This is a genomic window from Rhodoferax sp., assembly GCF_023700745.1.
Classification (GTDB): domain Bacteria; phylum Pseudomonadota; class Gammaproteobacteria; order Burkholderiales; family Burkholderiaceae_C; genus Rhodoferax.
This window is the reverse complement of sequence record NZ_JAMPYG010000005.1, coordinates 23,229-39,822: the sequence shown is the minus strand read 5'-3', so window position 1 is coordinate 39,822 and position 16,594 is coordinate 23,229. Positions and strand designations below refer to the sequence as shown.

The 16,594-nt window shown below is 57.1% G+C and carries 15 protein-coding genes and 1 tRNA gene; all 16 read left to right on the top strand.

The window, feature by feature from the left end; all coding sequences use genetic code 11:
- Positions 1 to 46: 46 nt before the first annotated feature.
- The 16 genes from potA to NDJ10_RS06230 all read left to right on the top strand — a co-directional run bounded on the left by potA (position 47) and on the right by NDJ10_RS06230 (position 16,592).
- Positions 47 to 1,147: a polyamine ABC transporter ATP-binding protein gene (gene potA, locus NDJ10_RS06305; RefSeq protein ID WP_296160357.1), complete on the top strand. Its 1,101-nt coding sequence runs from the start codon at positions 47 to 49 to the stop codon at positions 1,145 to 1,147.
- Positions 1,148 to 1,156: 9 nt separating this feature from the next.
- The gene (locus NDJ10_RS06300; RefSeq protein ID WP_296160356.1) at positions 1,157 to 2,062 is read left to right on the top strand and encodes an ABC transporter permease subunit; all 906 of its coding nucleotides are present in this window, start codon (positions 1,157 to 1,159) and stop codon (positions 2,060 to 2,062) included.
- Positions 2,063 to 2,140: 78 nt separating this feature from the next.
- Complete coding sequence (locus tag NDJ10_RS06295) at positions 2,141 to 3,001, top strand: ABC transporter permease (RefSeq protein ID WP_296160355.1); 861 nt, start codon at positions 2,141 to 2,143, stop codon at positions 2,999 to 3,001.
- 31 nt (positions 3,002 to 3,032) lie between these two features.
- Positions 3,033 to 4,502, top strand: a complete 1,470-nt coding sequence (locus NDJ10_RS06290) for an aldehyde dehydrogenase (RefSeq protein WP_296160471.1) — start codon at positions 3,033 to 3,035, stop codon at positions 4,500 to 4,502.
- Positions 4,503 to 4,848: 346 nt separating this feature from the next.
- Entirely contained in the window at positions 4,849 to 6,168 is a 1,320-nt protein-coding gene (gene aceA, locus NDJ10_RS06285; RefSeq protein WP_296160354.1) for an isocitrate lyase, read from the top strand.
- A 141-nt stretch (positions 6,169 to 6,309) separates the two neighbouring features.
- Positions 6,310 to 8,223 carry a threonine--tRNA ligase gene (thrS, locus tag NDJ10_RS06280; protein WP_296160353.1) on the top strand — a complete coding sequence of 638 codons (1,914 nt, stop codon included), beginning with the start codon at positions 6,310 to 6,312 and terminating at the stop codon, positions 8,221 to 8,223.
- Positions 8,224 to 8,302: 79 nt separating this feature from the next.
- Positions 8,303 to 8,896 carry a translation initiation factor IF-3 gene (infC, locus tag NDJ10_RS06275; protein ID WP_296160470.1) on the top strand — a complete coding sequence of 198 codons (594 nt, stop codon included), beginning with the start codon at positions 8,303 to 8,305 and terminating at the stop codon, positions 8,894 to 8,896.
- A 167-nt stretch (positions 8,897 to 9,063) separates the two neighbouring features.
- Positions 9,064 to 9,267, top strand: coding sequence for a 50S ribosomal protein L35 (rpmI, locus tag NDJ10_RS06270; RefSeq protein ID WP_296160352.1), 204 nt, complete (start codon positions 9,064 to 9,066; stop codon positions 9,265 to 9,267).
- A 25-nt stretch (positions 9,268 to 9,292) separates the two neighbouring features.
- Positions 9,293 to 9,652: a 50S ribosomal protein L20 gene (rplT, locus tag NDJ10_RS06265; RefSeq protein ID WP_296160351.1), complete on the top strand. Its 360-nt coding sequence runs from the start codon at positions 9,293 to 9,295 to the stop codon at positions 9,650 to 9,652.
- A gap of 110 nt (positions 9,653 to 9,762) precedes the next feature.
- Positions 9,763 to 10,836 (top strand): phenylalanine--tRNA ligase subunit alpha, encoded by a 1,074-nt coding sequence (gene pheS, locus NDJ10_RS06260; RefSeq protein WP_296160350.1) that lies wholly within the window; start codon positions 9,763 to 9,765, stop codon positions 10,834 to 10,836.
- An 89-nt stretch (positions 10,837 to 10,925) separates the two neighbouring features.
- Entirely contained in the window at positions 10,926 to 13,370 is a 2,445-nt protein-coding gene (gene pheT, locus NDJ10_RS06255; RefSeq protein WP_296160349.1) for a phenylalanine--tRNA ligase subunit beta, read from the top strand.
- Positions 13,371 to 13,405: 35 nt separating this feature from the next.
- Positions 13,406 to 13,744 carry an integration host factor subunit alpha gene (locus tag NDJ10_RS06250; RefSeq protein ID WP_296160348.1) on the top strand — a complete coding sequence of 113 codons (339 nt, stop codon included), beginning with the start codon at positions 13,406 to 13,408 and terminating at the stop codon, positions 13,742 to 13,744.
- A 92-nt stretch (positions 13,745 to 13,836) separates the two neighbouring features.
- Entirely contained in the window at positions 13,837 to 14,286 is a 450-nt protein-coding gene (locus NDJ10_RS06245) for a MerR family transcriptional regulator (RefSeq protein WP_296160347.1), read from the top strand.
- A gap of 34 nt (positions 14,287 to 14,320) precedes the next feature.
- A tRNA-Pro gene (locus NDJ10_RS06240) sits at positions 14,321 to 14,397 on the top strand.
- A gap of 193 nt (positions 14,398 to 14,590) precedes the next feature.
- Positions 14,591 to 15,829, top strand: a complete 1,239-nt coding sequence (locus NDJ10_RS06235; RefSeq protein WP_296160345.1) for an integrase arm-type DNA-binding domain-containing protein — start codon at positions 14,591 to 14,593, stop codon at positions 15,827 to 15,829.
- 535 nt (positions 15,830 to 16,364) lie between these two features.
- Entirely contained in the window at positions 16,365 to 16,592 is a 228-nt protein-coding gene (locus tag NDJ10_RS06230; protein ID WP_296160344.1) for an AlpA family phage regulatory protein, read from the top strand.
- Positions 16,593 to 16,594: the final 2 nt, after the last annotated feature.

Below are 16,594 nucleotides of genomic sequence, written 5' to 3'. Positions count from 1 at the left end.
CCCTTTTTTATGAAGGGTGTGATTGTGCTGAAGCAGAGGGTTGAGCATGGCTGATGTGGGTGCCAAAAAAGACTATCTTGTGACCGAGAAACTGGTCAAGCGTTTCGACGAATCCCTGGCGGTTGACGAGGTCAATCTGTCTATCCATCAGGGTGAAATCTTCGCCTTGCTCGGCAGCTCGGGTTGCGGTAAGTCCACCTTGTTGCGCATGCTGGCGGGTTTCGAGACGCCGACTTCCGGACGCATCCTGTTGGGTGGCCAGGACGTGGCCAAACTGGCGCCGTATGAGCGTCCGTTCAATATGATGTTCCAGTCCTATGCCTTGTTTCCGCACCTGGACATCTGGGAGAATATCGCCTTTGGCCTCAAGCGCGAAGGATTGCCCAGGAACGATATCAAGCAACGCGTTGGCGAGATGCTCGATTTGGTGCAGCTTGCGCCCTACGCCAAGCGCAAACCACACCAGTTGTCTGGTGGCCAGCAACAGCGGGTGGCGCTGGCCCGGAGCCTGGCCAAGCGCCCCAAGGTGTTGTTGCTTGATGAGCCCCTGGGTGCGCTCGACAAGAAACTGCGCGAGCAAACCCAGTTTGAACTGGTCAACATCATTGAAAAAGTGGGCGTGACCTGTGTCATGGTGACGCACGACCAGGAAGAAGCCATGACCATGGCCGGCCGTATCGCGGTCATGAGCAAGGGCAGGGTGTTGCAAGTGGGCTCGCCCGAAGAGGTTTATGAGCATCCGGTCAATCGTTTTGTGGCTGACTTTATCGGCAACGTCAACTTGTTCGACGGCAAACTCAGCATTGACGAGCCTGACCGTTGTGCGGTCCAAACGGCCATTGGCGAGATCCATGTCGGCCACGGCGTCAGCGGTGCGCTGCACATGCCGGTGGCCATCGCGGTGCGGCCCGAAAAAATAGAAATCAGCCGCGAGCGGCCCGATTTTGCGCACAACCTGTTCTCGGGCAAAGTCAAGGAAATCGCTTATTTCGGCTCCTACAACTCCTTTATCGTCGCCGCCTCGGACGGCACCCGGGTCAAGATTACCGAGGCCAATACCTCGCGCCATGACCTCAGCAACATCACTTGGGAAGACGATGTGTTTTTCTGGTGGAGCGATGTGGCTGGCATTGTGCTGCGCGACTAAGGAGCCACCATGGCCATCCAGAGTTTGACGATGCCCGGCAAACGCTTTGTCATCAGCGTGCCTTTTGTCTGGCTGATCCTGTTTTTTCTGTTCCCGTTTTTGATTTTGCTGTACATCAGCTTTGTCGACATGGGTAACGACATTTCACCGTTCAAACCGATCTGGGACTCCAGTACCGGCTTGCTCAAGCTCAAATACGAAAACTATGGCTCCATCTTTCGCAGCGGCGATGACGGCGTGCTGTTCCAGACCCTCTACATTGAAGCCTACCTGCGTTCACTCTGGTACGCGCTGTGCACGGCCTTGTTGTGCCTGCTCATTGGCTATCCGTTTTCGTATTTCATTGCCCGTGCCAAACCCAGCGTGCGCCCCGCTCTGCTGATGATGGTGATGCTCCCGTTCTGGACTTCCTTTCTGCTGCGGGTCTATGCCTGGAAAGGCATTCTGGCCGACCAGGGCGTGCTGAACCAGGTGTTCATGGCGCTGGGATTCATCAATGAACCCATTCAGATGCTCTACACCGATGTCTCGATGCTGGTCGGGATGACCTACGTTTATTTGCCCTTCATGGTGTTGCCGCTTTACGCGAACCTGGTCAAGATGGACTTCCGTCTGCTGGAGGCGGCCTATGACCTTGGCGCCTCGCCGTTCAAGGCCTTCTGGCTGGTAACGGTGCCCTTGTCCAAGGCCGGCATCATCGCCGGCTTCATGCTGGTGTTCATCCCCTCGGTGGGCGAGTTCGTGATCCCGTCGCTGCTCGGCGGCCCCGAGAACATCATGATCGGCCGCGTGGTCTGGGACGAAATGTTCAGCAGCAACAACTGGCCGCGCGCCACGGCGCTGGCGGTAGTGATGATTGGCCTCATCGTCGTGCCGCTGGCCATTTACTACCACTACACCGGAGAACAGGAGTGAGCCCCTGCATCGCGACGTTCTGGCCGACGAGTCGTGGTTTGCCAGCGGCGATGGCATGACATTTTTGAAGGATTTGCAATGAATCGCTATCTTGAAAAATATTTTGGCAAGCTGTGGATGGGGCTGACTTACCTGTTTCTTTATCTGCCCTTGTTTTTCATGGTGGTGTTTTCCTTTAACAGCACGCGCCAGGACGCCGTGTTTACCGGCTTTTCGCTGCGCTGGTACGAGGCGCTCACACGCGACACCAAGATCGTCGACGGCTTCTGGCTCTCGCTCAAGGTGGCCACCGCCGCCGGGCTGGCCTCGGCCGTGCTGGCTACGTTTGCCGCTTTTGTGCTGGTGCGCTATCGGCGTTTTCCCGGGCGCACGCTGTTTTCGGGCATGGTCAACGCGCCGCTGGTGATGCCTGAGGTGGTGATTGGCCTGTCCCTGCTACTGTTCATGGTGGGGGTGCAAAACGCTTTCGGCTGGCCGCAGCGCGGCATGCTGACGATCGTGCTCGGGCACACCCTGCTGGGCATGGCCTACGGCATGGTGGTGATCCAGTCGCGTTTGCTGGAAATGGATCGCGCCATTGAGGAGGCCGCCATGGACCTTGGCGCCAAACCCTTTCAGGTCTTCTTCCTGATTACCATGCCCAATATCCTGCCAGCCATTTTTGCCGCCTACCTGCTGGCCTTCACGCTCTCGTTCGACGATGTGGTGATTGCCGAATTTTTGTCAGGCCCGGGTGTCAACACGCTGCCGCAGGTGATCTTCGGATATGCCCGGCGCGGCATCAACCCGACCATTTACGCGGCGGCCACGTTGTTGATCGTGTCGGTCACGCTGGTGGTCATCGGCTACAGCGTCTGGGTGGCGCGCCAGACACGACGCCGTGAGCGCGAGATCGCAGCCGCCACGCGGGCCGAACTGGCCGCACTGCAGGCTCGCTGAGTTGAATTCCATCAGTTTCGAGGTGATTCCCATGCTTGGACAAGCTTATGACGGCCGGGCCCTGATCAACGGATCACGCGTGCACGCCCAGGACGGCCAGACCTTTGACTGCATTTCGCCCGTTGATGGTCGCCTGCTCACCACCGTGGCGCGTTGCGGCCAGGCCGATGTCGATGCCGCGGTGGCGGCGGGGCGAGCGGCATTTGAAGACCGGCGCTGGTGCGGTTTGGCCCCGGCGGCGCGCAAACGCGTGATGGTCAAATTCGCCGACCAGCTGCTGGCCCACGCCGATGAACTCGCCATGATGGAGACACTCGACATGGGCAAACCCATCCGCTATGCCCGCAGCGTTGATGTCAACAGCGCGGCCAATTGCCTCCGCTGGTACGGCGAGGCGGTCGACAAGATCTACGACGAAATAGCGCCTACCGCCAGCACCGCGCTGGCGTTGATCCAGCGCGAGCCGGTGGGTGTGGTGGGCGTCATCGTGCCCTGGAATTACCCCATGATCATGGCCGCCTGGAAGATCGCCCCGGCGCTGGCCGCCGGCAATTCCGTGGTGCTCAAGCCCAGCGAAAAGTCTCCCTTGACCGCACTGCGCCTGGCCGAACTGGCGCTTGAAGCGGGAATTCCGCCCGGCGTGTTCAACGTAGTGCCGGGCTATGGCGCCGAGGCTGGCTCGCCGCTGGCTCTGCACATGGATGTGGACTGCATTGCCTTCACAGGTTCGACCCGGGTTGGCAAGCAGATTCATGTGATGGCCGGGCAGAGCAACCTCAAGCGCGCCTGGACCGAGCTGGGTGGCAAATCGCCCAACATCGTCTTTGCCGACTGCCCGGACCTGGACAAGGCAGTTGAGGCTGCGGTCGGCAGCATTTTCTTCAACCAGGGCGAAAGCTGCAATGCACCGTCGCGCCTGTTTGTCGAGGCCAGCATCCGCGACCAGTTCCTTGAGAAAGTGCTGGCGCTGGTGCCCGGCTACGCGCCTGCCAATCCGCTGGCGCCTGATACCGTGATGGGCGCCATCGTCGACCAGACGCAAATGAACTCAGTGCTGCGCTACATCGCACTGGGCAAACAGGAGGGTGCAGCCCTGCTGGCAGGCGGTGAGCAGGCACTGCTGGACACCGGTGGCTGCTACGTGCAGCCCACCATTTTTGCCGGTGTCACGCCCGGCATGACCATTGCCCGCGAGGAAATTTTTGGCCCGGTGCTGTCGGTGCTGTCGTTCACCGACACCTCTGACGTGCTGCGCCAGGCCAACCAGAGCATCTATGGCCTGCAGGCCGCAGTCTGGACGCGTGACATCAACAAGGCGCATGGTGTGGCACGTGCGTTGCGTGCCGGCACGGTCCATGTCAACCAGTACGATGAAGACGACATCACCGTGCCCTTTGGCGGTTACAAGCAAAGTGGGGTAGGGCGCGACAAGTCGCTGCATGCCTTTGACAAATACACCGAAACAAAGACCACCTGGATCCGCATCGACAGTCCTGTTTGACACACGGTGAACCAAGAGCCGTCGCACAGGAGTGAAGCAGCTTCAGGCAATTGGTGAGCAATTGGGAGCTCAGGCGTTACGGGGTTTTGTTTTGAATTGTGAAATATTGATTTCACATAATGGAATAATCATCGCGCATATTCATGCAAAAAATGCTAAATTTAAAAAATCATATTTCATATATCGAAATATGAAATATAAGTTGTTGATTTTTATGAATTAAATAAAAGTCTTCTATAAGACATAAGATGTCTTTAGTGTCTTCTATAAGACATAGAATAAATGCCATGACATCGACAGCTTGCCGCGACAGATGCCCTTATTTCATCAACTTAGGAGTGACCCCATGCCACAAGCTCTCACCGAACAATTGAGCCGCGAACAACAAATTGCCGCCTTGGAAAAAGACTGGGCGACCAACCCGCGCTGGAAAGGTATCAAGCGTGGCTACAGTGCTGCCGATGTGGTGCGTCTGCGGGGCTCCTTTCCCATCGAACATACCCTGGCACGCCGTGGCGCTGAAAAGCTGTGGAGCCTGCTCCATACCGAAGACTATGTCAACTGCCTGGGCGCACTCACTGGCGGCCAAGCCATGCAGCAGGTCAAGGCGGGTGTGAAGGCGATTTACCTGTCGGGCTGGCAAGTGGCTGCTGACAACAATACCTCTGCCGCCATGTACCCTGACCAGTCCCTGTACGCCGTGGACTCTGTGCCAAAGATGGTTGAGCGCATCAACAACACTTTCCGCCGTGCAGATGAGATTCAGCATTCCCGCGGTATTGATGCCGGTGACAAGGGCTACATTGACAACTTTGCACCCATTGTGGCCGACGCCGAAGCCGGCTTTGGCGGCGTACTCAACGGTTTTGAGTTGATGAAGAACATGATCCGCGCTGGTGCTGCGGGTGTGCATTGGGAAGACCAGTTGGCATCAGCCAAGAAATGTGGTCACATGGGTGGCAAGGTGCTGGTTCCAACCAATGAAGCCGTTCAAAAGTTGATTGCAGCACGCATGGCTGCTGACGTGTGTGGTGTGCCCACCCTGGTGATTGCTCGCACCGATGCTGAAGCCGCCGACCTGCTGACCAGCGACTACGATGAAAACGACAAGCCCTTCCTCACCGGTGAGCGCACTTCTGAGGGTTTTTACAAATCGCGCAAGGGCCTCGACCAGGCCATCAGCCGCGCGGTGGCTTATGCCGAATACGCCGACCTGGTGTGGTGCGAAACCGGCACGCCCGACCTCGAATTTGCCCGCAAATTTGCCGAGGCTGTGCGTGCCAAGCACCCGGGCAAGCTGTTGGCCTACAACTGCTCGCCTTCGTTCAACTGGAAGAAAAACCTGGACGACGCGACCATTGCCAAGTTCCAAAAAGAACTCGGTGCCATGGGCTACAAGTACCAGTTCATCACCCTGGCCGGCATCCACTCCATGTGGTACAACATGTTCGACTTGGCGCAAGACTATGTGGCACGCGGCATGAGCGCTTATGTCGAGAAAGTTCAGGAGCCAGAATTTGCTGCGCGCGATCGTGGCTACACGTTTGTTTCGCACCAGCAGGAAGTCGGTACCGGTTATTTTGACGAAGTCACCACCGTCATCCAGGGCGGCAAGTCCAGCGTCACGGCGTTGACCGGCTCGACTGAAGAAGAGCAGTTCCATTAAAACGGGCCTGAGGAGGTCGAAGGCTGGCGCTCCCTGAGGGGGGCAGCCGGCCTTTTTTCATGGGATGAACTACGGTTTAAAATCACCTGACACAAACGCGGAGCTCTCCGCGTTTTTCAATTACCTATCCCCTTCATTGTCATGGTCCAAATCACGCTTCCCGATGGTTCTCAACGCAGTTATGACGCTGCGGTCACCGTGGCTGAGGTGGCAGCCTCCATCGGCACCGGCCTGGCCAAGGCTGCGCTGGCCGGCAAGGTGAATGGGCAGGTGGTCGACACCAGCTTTGTGATCGACAAGGACAGCAGTCTGGCCATCATCACGGCCAAAGACGCTGACGGCCTTGAAGTCATCCGGCATTCCACGGCGCACCTGTTGGCCTACGCAGTCAAGGAAATTTTCCCGACGGCGCAGGTCACGATTGGCCCGGTCATTGAAAACGGTTTTTTCTACGACTTTTCGTTCGAGCGTCCGTTCACGCTCGAAGACCTGGCGGTCATTGAAAAACGCATGGCCGTGCTTGCGGCCAAAGATGAGCCGGTGCTGCGCCGGGTCTTGCCCCGTGATGAGGCGGTGGCATATTTCAAGGGGCTGGGCGAGCACTACAAGGCAGAAATCATTGCCAGCATTCCGGCTGGTGAAGACGTCAGCCTGTACCGTGAAGGCACTTTTGAAGACCTGTGCCGCGGTCCGCACGTGCCCAGCACTGGCAAGCTCAAGCATTTCAAGCTCATGAAAGTCGCCGGTGCTTACTGGCGCGGTGACCATCGCAATGAAATGCTGCAGCGTATTTATGGCACTGCCTGGGCCAGCAAGGAAGACTTGCAGCAGCACCTGACGATGCTCGAAGAGGCCGAAAAGCGCGACCATCGCAAGCTGGGTCGCGAGCTTGATCTGTTTCATGTGGACGACCATGCGCCGGGCTTGGTGTTCTGGCACCCCAAGGGCTGGGCGATCTGGCAGGCGGTGGAACAATACATGCGTCAGGTCTACCGCGACAACGGCTACCAGGAGGTCAAGGGGCCACAATTGCTCGACAAGGGTCTGTGGGAAAAAACCGGTCACTGGGACAAATACCGTGACAACATGTTCACCACCGAGTCTGAAAAGCGTGACTACGCCCTCAAGCCCATGAACTGCCCGGGCCACATCCTGATTTTCAAGCAAGGCCTGAAAAGCTACCGCGACCTGCCTTTGCGCTATGGTGAGTTCGGCCAGTGCCACCGCAATGAAGCCACCGGCGGTCTGCACGGCATCATGCGCGTGCGCGGCTTTACCCAGGACGATGGTCACATTTTCTGTACCGAAGACCAGATCCTGGCCGAATGCGTGGCTTACACCACGCTGCTGCAAAAGGTCTATGCCGACTTTGGCTTCAAGAACATCATTTACAAGATTGCCACCCGACCCGAGCAGCGCATCGGTTCCGACGAGATCTGGGACAAGGCCGAGCACGCGCTCATCGAGAGCCTGCGCGCCTCGGGGTGTGAGTTCGAGTTGTCCCCTGGCGAAGGTGCTTTTTACGGCCCCAAGGTCGAGTACACCCTCAAAGACGCCATTGGCCGGCATTGGCAGTGCGGCACCATCCAGGTCGATTTCTCGATGCCCGAACGGCTCGATGCCGATTACGTCGGGGAAGACAGTGCCCGCCATCGCCCGGTCATGCTGCACCGTGCTATCGTCGGCAGCCTGGAGCGTTTCATCGGAATTCTGATTGAGGAAACCGCTGGCGCCCTGCCAACCTGGCTCGCGCCGGTGCAGGTCAAGGTGCTCAACATCACTGACGCGCAGGCTGAATATGCCCGGGATGTCGTCAAAACGCTGCAAAATCAAGGCTTTAGGGTAGAGGCAGATCTGCGCAATGAAAAAATCACGTATAAAATACGGGAGCATTCAATGCAGAAGGTGCCGTATCTGATCGTCATTGGCGACAAAGAGATGGCTTCCGGTGCTGTTGCAGTGCGAGCCCGGGGTGGACAAGACCTTGGCGTGATGTCGGTTGCTGAGTTTGTTCAAAAAATCTCAGCGGACGTGACGCATAAATCAATACTTTGATTTTTTGAATTGTTCATGGGGGTTGCACTGCCCAGTTTTGGCCACGATGGATGTGGCAGTTTTTGTGAAGGATTAAGTCATCGCTACCGAATTTCGTGATCGCCGTCACCGCGAAGAACGCAAACACCGATTGAATCGGGAAATCATGGTTCCAGAGGTTCGCCTCTCGGGTGTTGAAAACGAGCCCCTGGGTGTTGTCAACATCAATGACGCATTGCGCATGGCGGGTGAGTTGGACGTGGACTTGGTCGAGATTGCTGCAACTGCCAATCCGCCCGTGTGTCGTTTGATGGATTACGGCAAGTTCAAGTACCAGGAACAAAAGAAAGCTGCCGAAGCCAAGGCCAAGCAGACCGTGATCGAAATCAAGGAGATCAAGTTCCGCCCCGGTACCGATGACGGCGACTACAACATCAAGATGCGCAACATCAAGCGCTTTCTGGCAGACGGCGACAAATGCAAGATTACCTTGCGTTTTCGTGGTCGGGAAATCACCCACCAAGAGCTCGGGATGGCCTTGCTGAACCGCATTCGTGATGAGTTGGGCGATACGATTTTGGTCGAGCAGTTTCCCAAGCTCGAAGGGCGCCAGATGATCATGATGATCGCGCCCGGGCGCAAGAAAGTTGCGGCGGCCAAGCCGGTGGTGACCGAGGTCAGCGCCAGCGCGTAACAGATTGGGGCAGACATCCGCAAGGGGTTTGCCACAGCAGTGGCGGGTTCATTCCCGCTGCTGAGAGTGGTGGGTTTTTAACTCGCCACTTAAAAAGTGGCTCGGGGCCATCAAGGCTGCAAATTGCTTGCAGACGCCTCACGAGCACAATGTAATAGGAGCAGTAAATGCCCAAAATGAAGACCAAAAGCGCGGCGAAGAAACGCTTCCGCGTCCGTCCAGGTGGCACCGTTAAACGCGGTCACGCTTTCAAACGTCACATTCTGACCAAGAAGACCACTAAAAATAAACGCCAATTGCGTGGTGCAACTGCTGTTCATGAGACCAATATGGGTCACATGGCACAGATGCTGCCAGGCCGTGGTATTTAATTAACGACGAACAAGGAGTACTCACATGCCTCGCGTCAAACGTGGTGTAACGGCTCGCGCCCGCCATAAAAAAGTTTTAGCCCTTGCAAAAGGTTTCCGTGGTCGTCGTGGTAATGTCTTCCGCATCGCTAAAGAAGCGGTGATGAAGGCAGGGCAATATGCCTACCGTGACCGCCGTACCAAAAAACGTGTTTTCCGTCAGTTGTGGATTGCCCGTATCAATGCCGCTGCCCGTCAGTGTGGCATGACCTACAGCCAATTTGCCAACGGTCTGAAGAAAGCAAGCATCGAGATTGACCGCAAGGTTTTGTCTGATATTGCGATCCATGACATGGCTGCATTTGCTGGTATCGTGGAACAAGTCAAGGCCAAACTGGCAGCTTGAGTTGCGTTGGTTGCTATTTAATTTATAGCTTCCTGCAAAAAACAGATGAGGGCTAGAGCTTGAAAAGGCACTAGCCCTTTTTCCTTGGATCAGAGCTTTCTAGAATATTTATGAACGACTTGACCGCTGTTGTTGAACAAGCCCGTGCCGCTTTTGAGTTGGCCCATACCCCTGCTGAACTTGAAAACAGCAAGGCCCTGTATCTGGGCAAATCCGGCCGTATCACTGAGCTCATGAAGGGCCTGGCCAGCTTGCCGGTCGAAGAAAAGAAATTGCAAGGCGCGGCCATCAATCAGGCCAAGCAAGGCATCGAAGTCGCGCTCAACGCCCGTCGCCAAGCGCTGGCCGACCGTGAACTGCAGGTGCAACTGCAAGCCGAAGCCCTTGACGTGAGCTTGCCCGGCCGCCAGCGTGGCAGCGGTGGTCTGCATCCGGTGTCACTGACCCTGGAGCGCATCGAGGCCATTTTTGGTTCCATGGGTTTTGAAGTGGCGCAAGGCCCAGAAATCGAGTCCGACTGGTTCAACTTCACTGCACTCAACACCCCCGAAGACCATCCTGCGCGCTCCATGCACGACACTTTCTATGTCGAAGGCGGCAGCGACAAGGCCCCCAATTTACTGCGCACTCACACCAGCCCGATGCAGATCCGCCACGCGGTACAGCACGTCAAGAATCACCGCCTGGCCCATGGCAGCGCCAACGACGGCACGCTGTACAGTGGCGACATGCCCGAGATCCGCGTCATCGCGCCCGGGCGTACCTACCGGGTCGACAGCGACGCCACCCATTCGCCCATGTTCCACCAGTGTGAAGGCTTGTGGGTGGGCGAGGCCATCAGTTTCAAGGACCTGAAATACGTCTTTACTGATTTTTGCCGCACTTTCTTTGAAAACCCCGACCTGGTGCTGCGCTTTCGGCCCAGCTTTTTCCCGTTTACCGAGCCCAGCGCCGAGATTGACATCCAGTTCCCCAGCGGTCCGCTGGCCGGGCGCTGGCTCGAAGTGGCGGGCTCCGGCCAGGTCCACCCCAACGTGATCCGCAACATGGGTCTGGACCCCGAACGCTACATCGGTTTCGCTTTTGGCATGGGTCCGGACCGGCTCACCATGCTGCGCTATGGTGTCAACGACCTGCGCTTGTTCTTTGATGGCGACATCCGATTTTTGTCGCAGTTCCGCTAAGAAAAACACATTTGTCAAGCGATAGGTGTCGTCATCGCGAGCAAAGCGCGGCGATCCATATCCCCTTCGGATTAATTGATTGAACCACTATGCAATTTCCTGAATCCTGGTTGCGTGAATTCTGTAACCCACCGTTAAGCACTGCCGAACTCGCCGAAACCCTGACCATGGCCGGTCTGGAGGTTGAAGAGCTCAAGCCCGTGGCGCCACCGTTCAGCCACATCGTGGTCGGTGAAATCAGGGAAGCGGTGCAGCACCCCAATGCCGACCGTCTGCGTGTTTGCCAGGTCGACGTTGGCCAACCGGAACTGCTCACCATCGTTTGTGGTGCGCCGAACGCCCGGGTTGGCATCAAGGTGCCGTGCGCCATGGTAGGCGCCGAGTTGCCGCCCGGTGAAGATGGCCAGCCCTTTTTGATCAAGGTCGGCAAGCTGCGTGGTGTGGAAAGTTTTGGCATGCTGTGCTCGGCCCGCGAACTCAAGCTTTCCGAAGACCACGGTGGCCTGCTGGAGTTGGCCGCCGAGGCTGTCGTGGGGCAAAACATCCGTGAGCATCTGCTGCTTGACGACACCCTGTTCACGCTCAAACTCACGCCCAACCTGGCGCATTGCCTGAGCGTTTATGGCGTGGCGCGTGAGGTGTCCGCACTCACGGGTGCGCCTCTGAAAACGCCGGCGTTCTCAACGGCTCCGTGTGCCCTGACCGAGGTGTTGCCGGTTACGGTGAGCGCGCCTGATTTGTGCGGTCGTTTTTCCGGCCGCATCATTCGAGGCGTCAACCCCAAGGCCGCCACACCGGCCTGGATGGTCGACCGCCTGGCCCGCTGCGGTCAGCGCAGTGTGACGGTCCTGGTCGATATCTCCAACTACGTGATGTTTGAGCTGGGTCGGCCATCGCATATTTTTGATCTTGAAAAAATCCACGGCGGCCTCGATGTGCGCTGGGGCAGGGCAGAAGAGTCGCTCAAACTGCTCAATGGCAACACCGTCACCGTTGACGCCCAGGTGGGTGTGATCGCCGACGCGGTCCAGGTCGAATCCCTGGCCGGCATCATGGGAGGTGACGCCACCGCCGTGTCTAATGACACCAGCAACATCTATGTCGAAGCCGCCTTCTGGTGGCCCAGGGCCATCGCCGGGCGCTCACGTCGCTTCAATTTTTCCACCGACGCCGGCCACCGCTTCGAGCGCGGCGTTGATCCTGAACTTACCGTCGAACACATTGAGCGCATCACGCAATTGGTGATGGAGATTTGCGGCACGCCAGCCACCGTGTGCGGCCCTGTGGACGACCAGCAGGTCGCCATGCCCCAGCCCGCCAAAGTGGCTTTGCGCGTGGCGCGGGCCGCCCGCGTGCTGGGCATGCCACTCACCCAGGCGCAATGCGTCAAGGCGCTTACCGGTCTGGGTCTGCCTGTGACTGAAGGTGACGGTGTCATCGAAGTCACTTCGCCTTCCTACCGCTTCGACCTGCAAATTGAAGAAGACCTGATCGAGGAAGTCGCCCGCATGATCGGCTTCCACAAGCTGCCGCAAACGCCGCCGCAAGCACCCATCACGGCCAAGGTTCGCCCCGAGAGCCAACGCAGCCCGTTTGCGGTACGCCGCGCACTCGCCGCCCTGGGCTACCAGGAGACCATCAACTTCAGCTTTGTCGAAGCGAGTTGGGAGCATGAGCTGGCCGGCAATCCCAAGCCCATCAAGTTGCTCAATCCCATTGCCAGCCAGATGAGCGTGATGCGCTCAAGCCTGCTCGGTTCCTTGCTGCAGGTGCTCAAGTTCAACCAGGATCGCAAAGCGCAGCGCGTACGTGTCTTTGAGTTGGGCCGGGTGTTTTTACGTGACGATTCGGTGGTAAGTTCTGACACCACGGTGCAGGGCTTTGATCAGCCCATGCGTGTTGCCGGCGTCGCCATGGGTCCGGTCGACGCGCCTGACTGGGGTTGCAAAGAGCGCCCGGTTGATTTCTTTGACGTCAAGGGCGACCTTGAAGCCCTGTTCGCGCCCATCCGCCTGAGCTTCGAGCCCGCCGAGCACCCGGCCATGCATCCCGGGCGTTGTGCGCGTGTGCTGTGTGCGGGTGCGGGTGCGGGTGCGGCGATTGGCTTTGTCGGTGAACTGCATCCCAAATGGCGTCAATCGTATGATCTGGTGCAAGCGCCTGTCATGTTTGAAGTGGATCTGGACGCAGCGCTGGGTCGCCAGGTGCCACGCTTCGAGGCCGTGCCTCGCTTCCAGGCCGTCGAGCGTGACATTGCGGTGCTGGTTGCCGAGTCGGTCACGCATGACGCCCTGATGCAGGCCATTTGGGCAGCACCCTGTGGCGGTATCCTGTGTGACGCGGTGCTGTTCGACATCTATCGGCCCAGGCAGCAGGCGACGGATGTGCAGAATGGGTCGCCAGAGAAAAGCATGGCCATCCGTTTGACGCTTAATGCCCAGGACGCGACCTTGTCTGAACAGCAAATCGAAGAAGCTGTGGCCGCCGTGGTCGCTGCCTTGAGCGAAAAAGTTGCTGCGCGTCAGCGTGCCTGAGTCGGTTATCCCCCTAGCTACCGAGCGAGTCATCGATGGACATTACGGTTGAAACATTGGAAACCCCTGCGCTCACCAAGGCGCAACTCGCCGAGCTGCTGTTTGAACAGATCGGTCTGAACAAGCGCGAGTCCAAGGACATGGTCGATGCTTTTTTCGACCTGGTATCCAACAGTCTGGTTGATGGCGACGATGTCAAGATCACCGGCTTTGGGAACTTCCAGATTCGCACCAAGTCACCGCGCCCCGGGCGCAATCCGCGCACCGGCGAGGCCATTCCCATAGCTGCACGCCGGGTGGTCACTTTTCACGCCAGCCAGAAGCTCAAGGAGCAGATTCAGGCAGGCACCATGGCAACTTCCGATGAAGTTTGAACATCAGCCAGCCCTATGCGGGTAAGCTGTCTTTACAGTGTGGGCTCAGTTAGAGTACGCTTGCACATTTGCAGCTTAGATTGTTGATTCACATGGAGAATTCGCTTCCCCAAATTCCAGCCAAACGCTACTTCACCATTGGTGAGGTGGGTGAGTTGTGCGGTGTCAAACCCCATGTGCTGCGTTACTGGGAGCAGGAATTTACCCAATTGCGACCCATGAAACGCCGTGGCAACCGACGCTACTATCAGCACCACGAAGTGCTGATGATCCGGCGTATACGCGAGTTGCTCTATGACCAGGGTTTTACCATCAGCGGTGCACGTAACAAAATGCACGAACTGATGCAGTCCCAGCGTGAGCAACGCCAATTGTCTGAAATCCTGCCTGAAAGTGTTGATGTCATAGACGTGCATGACAGCCTGCCTGCTGTTTTTTCCGGGCACAGCGCCTTGCTGCCTGTTGACTTGTCTGACGACCCTTGGCTCCATGTGCGCCATGAGCTCCACGAAATACGCGCTTTGCTGTCGCCTGCCCTCTGAAACCGGGCTGCTCTGTGGTTATAATTTAGAGCTTCGGTGTGTGGCGCAGCCTGGTAGCGCACTTGCATGGGGTGCAAGGGGTCGAAGGTTCGAATCCTTTCACACCGACCAATAGACAGTCCAAAGGGCTCCAATTAGAGATAGTTGGAGCCCTTTTTCATTGGGGAAACGTCTAGCTACAGTGCAATGCAGTACAACGGCGTACATTGACAGCCAAGCCCAAAGCGGGGAACATAGCGGGGAACGAAACGACGGGGAACGGTATTTTTAGGCACTTGTTCCCCGTTTTCATAGGAGAAACCCCATGCTGACCGATGCCCAATGCAGAAACGCTACCTGCCCACCTGAAAAGAAGCGTGCACGGTTCACTGACGCGGCTGGCATGTATTTGGAGGTTAGCCCGGCAGGATCGAAACGCTGGTTTCTCAAATATTCAGCGGCGGGAGTTGAAAAGCGGCTGGCGCTGGGCAGCTATCCCGGCGTGTCCCTGACGGCAGCACGCAAAGCCCGTGAAGCTGCAAAGCTCAATAAATCCGAAGGCCGTGATCCGGTACAGGTGCGCAAGGTTGAAAAGCTCAAGGCAATTACGGCGGACGCGGACACCTTCAAAGTGACGGCGCTGGAATGGTATGAAATGAAGTTGTCCAGTTGGAGCAGTCACTATGCCATTCGGGAAAAGCGCAATCTTGAAAAAGACCTGTTCCCCCACTTCGGAGCGCGGCGCATAGGCGACATTGAACCGATAGAGCTATTGGCAGCGGTGAGGCAGGTAGAGGAACGCGGCGCATTGGACGTGGCACACCGGGTATTGACTACGGCCGGGCAGGTCTGGCGCTATGCGGTGGCCACGGGCCGGGCACAGCGTGACGTAAGCGCAGATATTAAGGGCGCATTGAAGCCACACCACGGCAAACACTTTGCAGCCATTACCGACCCCGTGAAGCTGGGCGAACTGATTCGCGTGATCCGTGGCTATCAGGGAGGGCCGATAGTCCGGGCGGCGCTGCAACTGGCACCCCTGCTGTTTCAACGACCCGGCGAACTCAGGGCGGCGGCATGGGCTGAATTTGATCTGGACGCGGCACTGTGGACAATTCCGGCAGCACGCATGAAACGGCGGGTAGAGGGCAAGAAAAACGGTGATCCCCACCTAGTCCCCCTGCCAACTCAGGCAGTAGAGATTCTGCGCAAGCTGCACCCCATTACCGGGCACAGCAAATTGTGTTTCTACGGTGAGCGCAGCCACGACCGACCCATATCTGACAACACCCTACGGGCGGCGCTGCTGACGCTGGGTTACGGGCCGGATAAACAGAGCGTGCACGGATTCAGAGCGACGGCACGCACTATGCTGGCAGAAATCCACGATATTGACCCGCTGGTGATCGAAGCGCAGTTAGCCCACGCGGTGAAGGACAGCAACGGGCGCAGCTACAACCGCACCACCTACCTGCAACACCGGGCAAACATGATGCAGCTATGGGCGGACTACCTGGACAAGCTGGCCAAGGGCGCGGACGTGATCCAGTTCAAGGCGGCGTGATTTGCAGACTATTCGACTGGTAACGCGCAATTAGTTGCCCCTTTACTCTGAATTAGAGAGAAGACTCTAATTGAGAGCGACAACGAGCGACAAACCATGTTTATGCGGTGTATTGCGTGTGTATTGCGGCGTGTTGCGGTATCAACGAAAGACACTAAATCAGCCGTTTTATTGCTATAAAAACACTACAGGTAGAGTTTTGCGACCCTCAAAGGCTGAACAGATAAAAAGTGAGCGCAAATGAGTAATAAACTTGGACTTGCCGAAAGCCAACACAGTCCGGTAAGTCAATTCAGGATTGTGTAAGTTTTCGGTAGTGCTCTTAAATGCAAAAGCCCGTCAACGCTTCTAACACGATGACGGGCTTAGGGGCACAAGGCCTTGAAAAGTTGCGACACTGTTCAAGCCCTAGTTTATACACTGAAAATTAGTCCAAATCAGTCCCCGTAAGTCCGATAAGGGTTTACGAGTACTGATCGTTTATTCAGGTGTACCCCGTGCATTGAGCTTTTTCAACCTTGTTTTGAAAGCATCCATGACCACGACAACCACCCAAGCTACCAATGTCGCAACCCCTCAAGGCAACACTGAGCTGCTGGCGCTGTACCGTTTGCCAAAAGTGTTATCCCTTGTCCCCGTCAGTCGCTCGCACTGGTGGGCTGGTGTCGCGTCGGGCAAATTCCCTGCTGGAATCAAATTGTCTGATCGCGTGACTTGCTGGAAATCTAGCGACATTCACAATCTGATCGCTTCGCTGAAATAAGG

Coding starts and splice junctions, on each gene's coding strand:
- potA (WP_296160357.1), top strand. CDS start 47: ATGGCTGATGTGGGTGCCAAAAAAGACTATCTTGTGACCGAGAAACTG.
- NDJ10_RS06300 (WP_296160356.1), top strand. CDS start 1,157: ATGGCCATCCAGAGTTTGACGATGCCCGGCAAACGCTTTGTCATCAGC.
- NDJ10_RS06295 (WP_296160355.1), top strand. CDS start 2,141: ATGAATCGCTATCTTGAAAAATATTTTGGCAAGCTGTGGATGGGGCTG.
- NDJ10_RS06290 (WP_296160471.1), top strand. CDS start 3,033: ATGCTTGGACAAGCTTATGACGGCCGGGCCCTGATCAACGGATCACGC.
- aceA (WP_296160354.1), top strand. CDS start 4,849: ATGCCACAAGCTCTCACCGAACAATTGAGCCGCGAACAACAAATTGCC.
- thrS (WP_296160353.1), top strand. CDS start 6,310: ATGGTCCAAATCACGCTTCCCGATGGTTCTCAACGCAGTTATGACGCT.
- rpmI (WP_296160352.1), top strand. CDS start 9,064: ATGCCCAAAATGAAGACCAAAAGCGCGGCGAAGAAACGCTTCCGCGTC.
- rplT (WP_296160351.1), top strand. CDS start 9,293: ATGCCTCGCGTCAAACGTGGTGTAACGGCTCGCGCCCGCCATAAAAAA.
- pheS (WP_296160350.1), top strand. CDS start 9,763: ATGAACGACTTGACCGCTGTTGTTGAACAAGCCCGTGCCGCTTTTGAG.
- pheT (WP_296160349.1), top strand. CDS start 10,926: ATGCAATTTCCTGAATCCTGGTTGCGTGAATTCTGTAACCCACCGTTA.
- NDJ10_RS06250 (WP_296160348.1), top strand. CDS start 13,406: ATGGACATTACGGTTGAAACATTGGAAACCCCTGCGCTCACCAAGGCG.
- NDJ10_RS06245 (WP_296160347.1), top strand. CDS start 13,837: ATGGAGAATTCGCTTCCCCAAATTCCAGCCAAACGCTACTTCACCATT.
- NDJ10_RS06235 (WP_296160345.1), top strand. CDS start 14,591: ATGCTGACCGATGCCCAATGCAGAAACGCTACCTGCCCACCTGAAAAG.
- NDJ10_RS06230 (WP_296160344.1), top strand. CDS start 16,365: ATGACCACGACAACCACCCAAGCTACCAATGTCGCAACCCCTCAAGGC.